We start from the raw sequence: 11,056 nt of genomic DNA on the forward strand, positions 1-11,056 counted from the left end.
AGCATAGGAGGGACACAGGGTGACGGGTGAGATCTACCGCGACGCCTGGGGCATTCCGCATCTCCGCGCGGACGACGTGACCGAACTCGCCCGCACCCAGGGCCGGGTGACCGCCCTCGACCGGGCCTGGCAGCTGGAGGTCGAGCGGCACCGGGCCAAGGGCACCTCCGCGTCCTTCCTCGGCGCCGAGGCCCTGCCCTGGGACCGGTTCGTCAGACGGGCCCGCCTCGACGACACGGCGAGACGGTGTTTCGCCGAACTGGAGAGACGGGACCCCGAGACGGCGCGCTGGGTGCGGGCGTACGTCGACGGGGTCAACGAGACACTGGCCGAGGGCGCCCGCCGCACCCCGGAGTTCGCGCGGGCCGGGCTGACTCCCGGTGACTGGGAGCCTTGGACCCCGCTCGGCGTCTGGCTCGGCATCCACATCCTGTTCGCGGGCTTCCCGGCCAAGCTCTGGCGCGAGCAGGCCGTACGGCATCTCGGCCCCGACGCGATCGGGCTGTTCGCCATCGACGGGCCGGGCACCTCCGGCAGCAACGGCTGGCTGGTGAGCGGCGAGCGGACCGTCACCGGGCGGCCGATCATCGCCGGTGACCCGCATCGCTTCATCGAGGAACCCGGCGTCTACCAGCAGATCCACCTCTCCTGCCCCGAGTTCGACGTCATCGGCCTCGCCGTCCCGGGCGTCCCCGGCATCGCCCACTTCGGCCACACCGGCACGGTCGCCTGGGCCATCACCAACGCCATGGCGGACTACCAGGACCTGTACCGGGAGCGGCTGCGGCGCACCGGTGCGGGCGTGGAGGCCCTGGGCCCGGACGGCGTGTGGCGGCGCGCCACGCGGCACACCGAGGTAGTGGAGGTGGCGGGGGAGGAGCCGGTCGAGGTCGAGGTGATCGAGACGGAGCGGGGGCCGGTGATCATCGGGGGGCCGGAGGGCCTGCCGGACGGTTTGCAAGAAGGTCTGCAGGAAGGTCTGCCGGACGGTTTGCAGGAAGGTCTGCAAGAAGGCCTGCCGGACGGATTGCAGGAAGGTTTCTCCTCCGGGTTCGAGCTCCCCGACGCCCCACCCCTCGCCGTAGCCCTCCGCTACCCACCCCGCGTCACCGCCGACCTCGGCTTCAGCGCCCTCCTCCCCCTTCTCCGCGCCCGCCGCGTCGCCGACGTCGACCGTGCCGTGGACCTCTGGGCCGAGCCCGTCAACGTCGTCCAGGCCGCCGACACCGAGGGCGGCCTGCTGCACCGCGTCGCCGGAAGGGTGCCGGTGCGCTCCGCCGCCAACCGCACCCGGCTGGTGCCCGCCTGGGAGCCCGGCCACGACTGGCAGGGCTGGCACGAGACGCCCCGAGGCGGGCTCACCGACGGAGTCGCCGCCATGGCCAACCAGCGCGGCATCGCCACACCCCTGGGCGTCGAGTTCGCGCCGCCCCATCGCGCCGACCGCATCACCGCCCTGCTGGGCGAGAAGGCCCGCTGGTCCGCCGCCGACATGCCGGCGATCCACATGGACACCCAACTGGCCTCCGCGGAACCCCTGTTGGAACTCCTGAACTCCCTCGACGCCCTCACCCCCGAGGCCGCCCGCATCCGGCGGACCCTCCTGGCCTGGGACCGCCGCATGGACGCGAGCAGCTACGCCGCTGCCGTCTACTCGGCGGTGCGCGGGGCGGTCGTACGACGACTCGCCGCAGACCCGGCCTTCGCCGCGCTGGTCACCCCGCCCGCCTACCCGGAGGTACTCCTCCCCTGGCTGGCCCTGCTCCCACGCGTCGGCTTCGCCCTCGAACACCTGCTGCGCGCCGAGGAGTTGTACGGAATCGACCGTGCCGAGGCCGTCCGCGCGGCGGTCGAGGAGGTGGCCGCCGAGCAGCCCGCTGGAACCGAGGGGAACGGGGGCCGAACCTGGGGCGACACCCACCGCCTCGCCCCCTGGCGGGCCCTCCCCGACCCGTCGTACGACGCACCCGGCCTCTCCGGCGACCACGACTGCGTCCTGTGCACCTCGGCCGTCCCCGGCCTCACCGACCTGAGCGCGCGCGGCCCGGCCGCCCGCTACGTCTGGGACCTGGCCGACCGCGAGGCGAGCCTCTGGGTGGTCCCGCTCGGTGCCTCCGGGGTTCCGGGCACGGCCCATCACCGCGACCAACTCCCCCTGTGGCTCGGGGGAGAGCTGGTCCCGGTCGTCACCGATTTCACCAAGCTCAAGAAGGAATCCGATGTCTGAACAGCCGACGGCAGCCCGCGAATGGGTGCATGAGCAGATGGTCGACGGGCTCGGCGCCGTCCGAATCCGGCCCCTGGACCCGCAGGCCGACGCCGACGTCGTCCATGGCTGGGTGAGCGAGGAGCGGGCCGCCTTCTGGGGGATGAACGGCCTGACCAGGGACCAGGTGGCCGAGATCTACGCCCACATGGACACCCTCGACACCCATCACGCCTTCCTGGTCCTGCGGGACTCCGACCCGGTCGCGCTCCTCCAGACGTATGAGCCGGAGGCCGACCGGGTCAGCGAGTGCTACGACGTCCGCCCCGGCGACATCGGGGTCCACCTGTTGCTGGCGCCGGCCGGTGCCGGGGGCGGGCGCCCCGGCTGGACCTCGGCGCTCCTGACGGTCATGACGTCGTACGTCTTCCTGGCCCTGGACCGGCAGCGGGTCGTGGTGGACCCCGATGTGCGCAACGAGAAGGCCATCGCCCGTTTCCTCAGGCAGGGCTTCACGGCGGGCCCGGCGGTCGTGCTGCCCGAGATCGACCTCCCGGAGGTGCACATCCCGCAGAAGGAGGCCCAACTCGCCTTCCTCACCCGGGAGGTAGCCTTCCCGGCGTGACCCCTGAAGACCTCGTCGCGCACTACGCACTGGAGCCGATCCCGCGCGAAGGCGGACTGTTCCGCCGCACCTGGGCGGGCCCGGAGATGACCGACGGGCGCCCGCAGGGCTCGGCGATAGTCGTGCTGCTCACCGCGGACGACTTCTCGGCCCTGCACCGCCTGCCGTCCGACGAGGTCTGGCACTTCTATCTGGGCGGCCCCCTGGAACTCCTGCTCCTCGCACCCGACGGCACGACCCGCACCGCCGTACTCGGCCCCGACCTCCTCCACGGCCAGCACATCCAGCTCACCGTGCCCGCCGGTACCTGGATGGGCGCGCGGGTGGTGCCGGGCGGCTCCTGGGCCTTCTTCGGCTGCACGATGGCGCCGGGCTTCACCTACGAGGGCTACGAGCACGGCGACCTGGCGGAGCTGACGGCGCGGTATCCCGCCGAGGCCGACCGTATCGAGGCACTGTGCCGCCCATGAGCGGACGCGGACTCCTCGAAGGACAGGTCGCCCTGGTCACGGGTGCGGGCGGCGGCATCGGGCGCGGGATCGCGATCCGGTTCGCGGAGGAAGGGGCGGCGGTCGTACTGCACTGCCGTACGGCGATGGAGTCGGCGGGGGAAGTGGCGTCCCGTATCCGGGAGTCGGGTGGGCGGGCGCTGGTGCTGCGGGCCGATCTGACGGACGAGGAGGAGTGCCGGCGGGTGGTGGCCGAGGCCGCCGAGTGGGGGGACGGGCGACTGACCGCGCTGATCAACAACGCGGGCGTGCAGCCGACGCGGGAGCTGGCGGGCATGACGGTGGCGCAGTGGCGGGCGGTCGTGGACACCAACCTGTCGAGCGTGTTCGCGTGCACGCAGGCGGCGGCCGAGGCGATGCGGGGGCAGGAAGGGGGCGGGGGCGGTTCGATCACCCACATCGCCTCCATCGAGGCGACCCACCCCGCGCCCCTGCACGCCCACTACTCCGCCTCCAAGGCGGCAGTCGTGATGCACGCCCGCTCTGCCGCCCTGGAGTACGGCGCCTTCGGCATCCGCGTGAACACTGTCTCGCCCGGGCTGATCCACCGGGAGGGGCTGGAGGAGGCTTGGCCGGAGGGGGTGCGGCGGTGGGAGCGGGCGGCGCCGGTCGGGCGGTTGGGGCGGGCGGAGGACGTGGGGGACGCGTGCGTGTTTCTGGCGTCGGGGCTGGCGTCCTGGGTCACGGGGCATGACCTGGTGGTGGATGGTGGTGTGTCGGCTCGGCCGACGTGGTGAACGGGGCCCATGTCTTTCCTGTGGCCATCAGACGGTCATGCGAGGGTCATCCGAGGGGACACGACAGGCTGGGCATCGAGCGGTTCGGGGAGCATGTCACCACGGCCATGGACAGGTAGGCGGGGCGCTCGAGGTAGAAGCCGTACGACACGTCGGTTCCCGAGGCGAGTCGTTCAGCGGCGGATTCGACCAGCCGGATCAGGCGTCCGGTGTCACGGTCATGCTGCTCCGCGAACCGATGAGCGTGCTCGGCCAGCCGCTCCCCGAGCCAGGCTGCCGCTTCCTTCGCCTCGTCCCAGGTGCCGCGAACGAGTGACCGCGGTTTGATCAGCCAGTACGCCGTCTCCAGCGGTGGCAGATCGGAGGTCGGGAACTCTGCCGCCACTTCCCGGTAGCGCTGGAGCAGGCGTTCCCCTGTGGGGTCGTTGGGGGCCGGTGGGGGTGGGGGCTGAGGATGCGGGGGTCGCCGTAGGGCCTCGTTGTCGAAGCGCTCTTTGGGGCCGGTCCATAGGTAGGCGTGGTGGTGCACCAGTCGTTCCCGTTTCGTTCCCGTTCGACGATGCCGGTCGGGCCGGATTCAGGGGTCTGATTCAGGGGCGGGATGAATCCGGCCCGACCGGTGGAGGGGAAGCGGTCAGACGGTCAGGCCGAAGCGCGCCGGGTCGATGCCGGCCGCGTCCAGCTCCTCGGTGGTGAAGCGGAGCGGCTGCGCGTCCGGCCGCTTGCTGTCGCCGAGGGCCCAGGCGTCGTCGCCGATTCGGGCCAGGGTTACGCACCCTTCGGTGCAGGGGCCGCCGCACGCCTTCACGAACGCGGCTCCGTCGATGTCGAGTGCGTACAGGTCGGTTCCGTTCAGCATCGCTGTGCCTTCCTGCTCAGCTGGTCTGATCGCGGCCATGCTGACCGCCGCCGCCCGGTCGGGCGGGAGTTCGTGGGAATGAGGCGCTCTTCAGCGGTTGCGATGCCTGCCGGACTCTGTGCAACGCCGGCACTGGCAAGACGGCCATTGGTTGGTCATCAGGGGTGGGAGGTCGCCTGCCGCAAACACAGCCTGCTCGGAGCCCCAGGTCGGCCCGGAGTCGCGCGACACCCGTAGCGTCATCAAGGGGTGTTCGGCGAAGAAGTGCGCGTTGGTTTCTGTGCTCACGAGGCGTGGGCCTCTGCCTGGTGTTGCCGCAGCTCAACGTTCGCGTCGGATACGCCGCTGTAGTCGCCTCTGGAGCGTGCGTTCTCTCTGCTGACCGAACGGGACAGGCAGTCCGAGCACCCGGGCACGGCGGAGGGTTCGGCCAGTAGCTCGGTCAGGTGGTAGTCCTGCGGCTTCTGTGACATCGCTGCCTCCCGGGCTCATATGGCGATGGCACGACGCTAGGAGTCGGTGTGTCCGGGGCTCTACAAACTTGCATGAGCTTGCACATGAATTGGCTTGGCCGATTGCGGTGTTGACGCTTTATCCGCAGCTCAACCAAGCTTTTGCAAGCCCAAGCAAGTGCCTGAACCAGGGAGTCAGTCATGGCCGTAGTGTTCGTTGGTATCGACCCCGACACGGACCGGGACCACTGCCCCACCGTGTGGGCGGACGCAGAAGCTCAGGAGATCTTGTTGCAGGGTTGGAAGCCGAGCCCCGAGACTCAAGCGGAGTGCGAGGCGAGTAGCCCTGCGAACGGCAGGGTGCCCGATAGTGAAGCCATCGTCAGGATTCCGGCCCGGATGATCCCGATGATCAGGGAGGCATGTGATGCCGTCGAGCGTGCCCAGCTTCGCTGAGCTGCTTGGGCAGTGCGAGCGGTCTGCCGTCCACCTGGAGCTACGGGACTCCTACGCAGCGACAGACCGGTTCGAAGCGTGGAAACGTGGTGAACGGATCAACTGGCAGGAGCGCGAGTCCTGGTGGCATCCGTACGACCAGTTGATCGCGGACACTGTTGCCCGGGGCGTACGGATCCGCCGGGCCCGGGTGATCTCGGAGCCCGTATCGGAGTACATCCGCTGGGAGCACTACGTCACTCACGCCAACGTCACTGCCGGTGAGGAGGTTCGGTGGTTGCCACGGCGACGGGCCACGGCCCTTCCCCTGCCGGGAAATGATTTCTGGCTGTTCGACGGTGCGCTGCTCCGGGTGCACCACTTCTCCGGTGACGGCGTGGTGGTCGAGGACGAGATCACGGCGGACACGGAGAGCGTGAAGCTGTGCTCTGCTGCCTTCGAAGCAGTCTGGGAGCGAGCAATACCGCACCACCTGTACAAGATCTGACGAAGGCCAGCTCCATGCCCCAACACCCCTCTTCAAGCGTCCAGAAGGCGCGCGAGGCCCTCGCCGGCCGTCTGCGTGAGATTCGGAAGGATGCCGGGATCAGCGGGCGGGCGCTGGCTGTCAGGTGCGGTTGGTCAGAGTCGAAGTCGTCCCGGATCGAGAACGCTAAGACCCCTCCCTCTGACGCGGACATCAAAGCGTGGTGCCGGGCCTGCGCCGCTGAGGATCAGGCTCCCGACTTGATCGCGGCAAACCGGCAGTCCGCCGACGCTCACGTTCAGTGGCGGCGACTCCAGCGGAGCGGTCTCCGTCGCCTGCAAGAGTCGACAGGCGATTTGTACCAACAAACCAAGACCTTCCGCGTGTACGTCTCTGACGTGATCCCCGGATTCCTCCAGACAGCCGGGTACGCCAGCGCCCTCCTGTCGTCCATTGCGGACTTCCGGGGAACGCCCGACGACGTGAGTGGGGCAGTGGCGGCCCGCATACGGCGCAACGCGGTGCTGAGCAATGGAGCTCGGCGATTCTCGTTCGTACTGGAGGAGCCGGTGTTGCGGTACCGGCTGTGCAGCGCCGAGACCATGGCTGCACAGCTTGGCCACCTGCTCGGGGTCATGGATCTCCAGAACGTTGCTGTGGGTATCGTCCCGTTGTCGGCGCAACGGACCGTGTGGCCCATGCCAACCTTCACCATCTTCGACAACGCCAGGGTGCACGCGGACACATTGGATGCTGCTGCAACCCTCACGCAGCCCAGCCAGGTCGAGCTGTACGCCCGGGCCTTTGAGCGGCTGTCAAAGGGGACTGTGCGGGGTGCGGCGGCACGCTCCCTGATAGCTGACGCGGTGGGCTCCCTGACGTGACAAGCGATGTCGGACATTGGAGGAAGTCACGCTGGGGGTTGGGGATCAGAGGATCCTGTAGTCCGTGTGCGGTATCGCCAAGGCCCAGACCGCTTCGAAGGCATCCGCACACAGCTTCACGATGACCGGATCGTCGGTGAACTCCTCGTCGTCCGGCGCGAGTTCACCGTCGCCGGCGAAGTGGTGGAAGACGACCGAGCTGTCGTCGAAGAGCCAGAAGTCGTTGCCGGGCAGAGCCAGTCCGGATGCGTGGCGGCGAGGCAGCCAGCGCACTTGCTCGCCCGCCGCCACATTTGGGCCGGTCAGGTGGTGCTCGAACCGGATGTAGTCCGACACCGGCTCCGACACGATCCGGGCCCTGCGTACCTCGGCCCCCTGGGCTACGAGGTCGGCGACGAGCCGCAGCCACGGCCGACGCTCCGGGTCGCTCTCCGCAGGATCATTACGGACGCCGCTCTGCCAGGCGGCGAATCGAGGGTCCGAGCGCATGTACCCGTCGCGCATCTCCAGATGTACGGCGGAACGGATGCAGCGTCGCAGTCGGTCCTCAAGAGTCGGCACGGCCATCGCCTTTCACCTCCGGGAAGAACTGCACCATCTGCTTCGGGATCTCGATCACGTCCTCGTGGCCCGGAAGATCCAGCTGCGAGCGCCGAGCCTCGTCGTCCACCTTCCAGCCTTGCACCAGGTAGGTGCCCTTCACGTCGTCGAGGTAGATGGTGGGCGACTTGCCTTCCGGGCTCTCGGGATCCTGGCCAAGCTTGATCAGAGCCATCGTTGCCTCCCCTGTCGTTGGGCATCCGTGCTCGATCTTGTGCTCAACGTCGACCGGAGGCCAGGAACTTGCGAGAACTTGCGCGCGGATTACCGCTTCGTGGTCATCGCGTGTGAAAGGAAGCCTGCCCACGCGGTGGGCCGGAGGGTGAGGTAGGGGCCGGTCGGGTTCTTGGTGTCGCGGATTTGGATGGTGGTGGGGGTAGTGGCTATCTCGACGCAGTTGGCGGCTTCGGCGCTGTACGTGGACTTCTGCCAGGTGAGTTCGGGCATGGTGGGTTCCTCAGAGTTCGGCGGCGATGCGGTGGATCAGGTCTCGGGATTCGGGCTCGGGAAGAGCGCGGGACTCCATGCGGTCCAGTACGGAGCGGTAGCGGTCCAACTGAGCCTCGGCATCCAGGAACTCGCAGCCATGGTCGGTGTCCAGGACCACGGTGTCGAGCTGTGGGACAGGGCCGCTCGCGCATGTGATGGGCTGTCCCGAGGCGGGGAAGCCGGTCTGGCCGAAGGGCAGCACCAGCACAGTGACCGTCGGCTGCTCGCTCATCTCCAGTAGGTGCCGCAGCTGGGCGTAGGCGATATCCGTGCCGCCGAAGCCCATGCGCAGGGCTGCCTCATGGACGATGGCTGTGTAGGGGGTCGGAGTGCCCTCGAACAGGACGGCCTGGCGCTTCACGCGGTAGGAGACGCGGTGCTCGATCTCGTACGGACGTAGGGGCGGAACGGCTTCCCGCATAGTGGCGCGGGCGTGCTCCGAGGTCTGGAGCAGTCCCGGCATGTGCACGGTGACGGCCACGCGGACCGCCGTGGCGTGGTACTCGAGTTCCGCCAGGTCGAGGAGTCCCGACGGGAGGGTGTCGCGGTACTCCTCCCACCAGCCTCGTGTTCGGGCGCCCGTCATGCCGGCGAGGGCGTCGACGTATGCCTCGTCAGCACAGGTGTAGTTGCGTGCCAGCGTGCGCACGCGATCGGCGCTCACGGCGTAGCGCCCGGCCTCGATATTGCTGATCCGAGCCTGCGGGGCGCTCAGGAGTTCGGCGGCTGCGGTCGACGTCAGGCCCGCGCGCTCGCGGAGTTTACGCAGCTCGGCGCCGAGGCGCTGCTGGCGCAGGGTCGTGATGGGGGCGGGAGACATGTCGTGTCGTTTCTCTCCTCAGCGCGGGCGTGCAGCGTCACTCACACGGGTGGCTATTGGTAGGTCTTCGTGGATTCAATGGAATACCTTCCAATCTCCACGCTACGTTGTGCGTGCTGGCAGCTCAACTCCCCCCGCCCATAAGCCGGAAGCGCACCAACCCAGGCAATGCCACCGCCCAGCACGGCAGTTGAGCGAGCTCAGGCCCCCTTCCTTGCGAGACTCCTGGAGGTTCCATGCGCACCGTATCCCCGCCCGACACCTGGGTGTACGCCCTCCGCCTCCCCCACGACCCGCGCGCGGCACGGGTCGCACGCATGACCGTACGGTCGGTGCTCGTCGGCCACGGCAGGCTCGAAATCCTTGACACGGTCGAGTTGTTGACGTCAGAGATGGTGACGAACACCTACCTCCACACCAAGGGCCCCGCATCACTCCGCCTGACCGCCCTCGCCGACGGACGTCTGCGCGTCGGCGTCTGGGACAGCCACCCCCGCATTCCCGCACCCTTCGGCCGACCGCCCCAAGACCACGTCCCGCTCGCCCGGCCGGACGCCGACGGTGGACGCGGCCTGCGCCTCGTGCAGGAGTACGCCGACTGCTGGGGCGGCGTGTCCCTCGGTGACGGCGTCCTGGACCGTCGCGCAGGGAAGCTGCTCTGGTTCGAGACGGGAAGGTGAGCGTGGAACGCTTCGCATCAGATGCTGGGCCTGTTCCTCCTCGGCGGTACGGGGCCGGGGACAACGGACGGTGAACGCACTTTCTCCGGTTCGCCCTGGGGGTCATACGCGTCATACGTGCGCGTTGGCCACAGCGCGACGGTCACAAGCCGCCGACTCCCGACGTGGCCCAGGCGCCCAGACAACCGGCCCCCGGCGCGTGGCCCACGCTCAGCCCCGAAACGGCACGTTGGCGCCGTTGGTGGAGAAGTTCGGAGCGCCTACGAACCGAGTGCGGACGGGGCTTGCCGCTCCTTGCCGCCGAGCTGTGTTGGGAGCCTCTAGCCCGGCCCTGGTTCCACGGGCGGGTGGGAAGCGCAGCGAACGGCCTGAGGAAGTGGATGCCGTGGTGCGGCTCTACGTCACGGTGGACATGGCGGAAGGGAAGCAGCTGACATGAGTGAGCAATCGCGGCAGTCGCAGTCGCAGTCGCACAGCCTTGCCGAGGCCACCTTTGTCGAGTGGCACGACCATGCCATCGCCTGTCGGCTGGCATGCCGCGTCGACGGAATGAGTTGCTACGAGTCGATGTGGTTGGAGGCTCTCTATAGCGACGCTAAACGAGCCGCGCGCAGGGCTCGAGGGGGCGACCGGGGAGGCGGGCGGCAGACGCGGAATCCGACAAGACAGTGCACTCGGCACTGACGACACCGGACCTATGCGCCTGCCGGCTCAGAGGGTTTCCGCGGCTGCTCCCTCGCCGTGACCGATGGTCATGGACCAGCGCACCGTCGTCGGCGCCTCGACGGAGACGGTCCCCTTGTCGTCCGCTCCGGCGATGTCCACCTGGTTTTGGATGGTGCTCACTTCGCTGTCGAGGCATTCCAGTGGAAAGGAGAAGGCAAGGGGGCGCACAGTGACGTTGATGGTCCCTTTACCTTGGCATCGCACCGCGACGATGAGCGCGTCGCCCTTCTTTCCCTTGCCGAACTCGAAGCTGCGATTGCCGTGCGTCTCACCCTGCTCCGCGGCAACGGTCTCGGTCGCGTCCAGCTCTGGAGGCTGCGCCACGGACGGCTGGCTCGCGTCGTCGGACGGGGCGGCCTCTGTCTCCTTCTCCTGGCTGGGCTTGGAGGACTTCGTGGGCTCCTCCGCCCGGGAGTCGTCTGCGGAGCAAGCAGTCGCGGAAAACACCGCAAGGTCACGTCCGCTGGAGTGGTGTATCGACGGCCACTCGGTGATCTCGTTTTGAGGCTATGCGGTGAGTTCGGTGGGCAGGGCTGTGTCGTCGGTT

At 68.8% G+C, this 11,056-nt stretch carries 16 protein-coding genes; 8 read left to right on the forward strand and 8 right to left on the reverse strand.

What is annotated here, in order from left to right; genetic code table 11:
* Positions 1–19 precede the first annotated feature (19 nt).
* From ACIA8X_RS04540 to ACIA8X_RS04555, 4 genes are read left to right on the forward strand one after another with little or no spacing between them, the layout of a single operon-like run.
* The gene (locus ACIA8X_RS04540; RefSeq protein WP_399457745.1) at positions 20–2,227 is read left to right on the forward strand and encodes a penicillin acylase family protein; all 2,208 of its coding nucleotides are present in this window, start codon (positions 20–22) and stop codon (positions 2,225–2,227) included.
* Positions 2,220–2,831, forward strand: coding sequence for a GNAT family N-acetyltransferase (locus tag ACIA8X_RS04545; protein WP_399457746.1), 612 nt, complete (start codon positions 2,220–2,222; stop codon positions 2,829–2,831). The genes ACIA8X_RS04540 and ACIA8X_RS04545 overlap by 8 nt, the downstream gene beginning before the upstream one ends.
* Complete coding sequence (locus tag ACIA8X_RS04550) at positions 2,828–3,301, forward strand: cupin domain-containing protein (RefSeq protein ID WP_393456081.1); 474 nt, start codon at positions 2,828–2,830, stop codon at positions 3,299–3,301. Before ACIA8X_RS04545 ends, ACIA8X_RS04550 begins: the two co-directional genes overlap by 4 nt.
* The gene (locus tag ACIA8X_RS04555) at positions 3,298–4,077 is read left to right on the forward strand and encodes an SDR family NAD(P)-dependent oxidoreductase (RefSeq protein WP_393456084.1); all 780 of its coding nucleotides are present in this window, start codon (positions 3,298–3,300) and stop codon (positions 4,075–4,077) included. The genes ACIA8X_RS04550 and ACIA8X_RS04555 overlap by 4 nt, the downstream gene beginning before the upstream one ends.
* 46 nt (positions 4,078–4,123) lie before the next feature.
* Here the strand turns inward: ACIA8X_RS04555 and ACIA8X_RS04560 are convergent, their stop codons facing one another.
* The 3 genes from ACIA8X_RS04560 to ACIA8X_RS04570 form a co-directional block, all read right to left on the reverse strand.
* A complete protein-coding gene (locus ACIA8X_RS04560) occupies positions 4,124–4,606 on the reverse strand; it encodes a hypothetical protein (protein ID WP_393456087.1) in 483 nt (160 codons plus the stop codon).
* 105 nt (positions 4,607–4,711) lie between these two features.
* Positions 4,712–4,936: a DUF397 domain-containing protein gene (locus ACIA8X_RS04565; RefSeq protein WP_393456090.1), complete on the reverse strand. Its 225-nt coding sequence runs from the start codon at positions 4,934–4,936 to the stop codon at positions 4,712–4,714.
* Between the two features lie 284 nt (positions 4,937–5,220).
* Positions 5,221–5,409 carry a hypothetical protein gene (locus ACIA8X_RS04570; RefSeq protein ID WP_393456093.1) on the reverse strand — a complete coding sequence of 63 codons (189 nt, stop codon included), beginning with the start codon at positions 5,407–5,409 and terminating at the stop codon, positions 5,221–5,223.
* Between the two features lie 180 nt (positions 5,410–5,589).
* Here ACIA8X_RS04570 and ACIA8X_RS04575 point away from each other — a divergent pair, with 180 nt between their 5' ends.
* From ACIA8X_RS04575 to ACIA8X_RS04585, 3 genes are read left to right on the forward strand one after another with little or no spacing between them, the layout of a single operon-like run.
* On the forward strand, positions 5,590–5,844 hold the full coding sequence (locus ACIA8X_RS04575; RefSeq protein WP_393456096.1) for a hypothetical protein: 255 nt from the start codon (positions 5,590–5,592) through the stop codon (positions 5,842–5,844).
* Positions 5,816–6,331, forward strand: coding sequence for a DUF6879 family protein (locus ACIA8X_RS04580; RefSeq protein ID WP_393456099.1), 516 nt, complete (start codon positions 5,816–5,818; stop codon positions 6,329–6,331). Before ACIA8X_RS04575 ends, ACIA8X_RS04580 begins: the two co-directional genes overlap by 29 nt.
* A 14-nt stretch (positions 6,332–6,345) precedes the next feature.
* Positions 6,346–7,194: a helix-turn-helix domain-containing protein gene (locus tag ACIA8X_RS04585; protein ID WP_399457747.1), complete on the forward strand. Its 849-nt coding sequence runs from the start codon at positions 6,346–6,348 to the stop codon at positions 7,192–7,194.
* Positions 7,195–7,239: 45 nt separating this feature from the next.
* On the opposite strand, the gene ACIA8X_RS04590 is transcribed toward ACIA8X_RS04585, so the two are convergent.
* The 4 genes from ACIA8X_RS04590 to ACIA8X_RS04605 form a co-directional block, all read right to left on the reverse strand.
* Complete coding sequence (locus tag ACIA8X_RS04590; protein WP_393456105.1) at positions 7,240–7,761, reverse strand: DUF6879 family protein; 522 nt, start codon at positions 7,759–7,761, stop codon at positions 7,240–7,242.
* Entirely contained in the window at positions 7,742–7,969 is a 228-nt protein-coding gene (locus ACIA8X_RS04595) for a hypothetical protein (RefSeq protein ID WP_393456108.1), read from the reverse strand. Before ACIA8X_RS04595 ends, ACIA8X_RS04590 begins: the two co-directional genes overlap by 20 nt.
* An 89-nt stretch (positions 7,970–8,058) precedes the next feature.
* The gene (locus tag ACIA8X_RS04600; RefSeq protein ID WP_393456111.1) at positions 8,059–8,241 is read right to left on the reverse strand and encodes a DUF397 domain-containing protein; all 183 of its coding nucleotides are present in this window, start codon (positions 8,239–8,241) and stop codon (positions 8,059–8,061) included.
* 10 nt (positions 8,242–8,251) lie between these two features.
* Positions 8,252–9,103, reverse strand: a complete 852-nt coding sequence (locus tag ACIA8X_RS04605) for a helix-turn-helix domain-containing protein (RefSeq protein WP_399457748.1) — start codon at positions 9,101–9,103, stop codon at positions 8,252–8,254.
* Positions 9,104–9,339: 236 nt separating this feature from the next.
* On the opposite strand from ACIA8X_RS04605, the gene ACIA8X_RS04610 reads away from it, so the two are divergent.
* Entirely contained in the window at positions 9,340–9,783 is a 444-nt protein-coding gene (locus ACIA8X_RS04610) for an ATP-binding protein (protein ID WP_393456117.1), read from the forward strand.
* A gap of 711 nt (positions 9,784–10,494) precedes the next feature.
* Here the strand turns inward: ACIA8X_RS04610 and ACIA8X_RS04615 are convergent.
* On the reverse strand, positions 10,495–10,833 hold the full coding sequence (locus tag ACIA8X_RS04615; protein ID WP_399457749.1) for a hypothetical protein: 339 nt from the start codon (positions 10,831–10,833) through the stop codon (positions 10,495–10,497).
* Positions 10,834–11,056 lie beyond the last annotated feature (223 nt).

This window comes from Streptomyces sp. NPDC051738, from assembly GCF_044453205.1.
Lineage (GTDB): Bacteria > Actinomycetota > Actinomycetes > Streptomycetales > Streptomycetaceae > Streptomyces.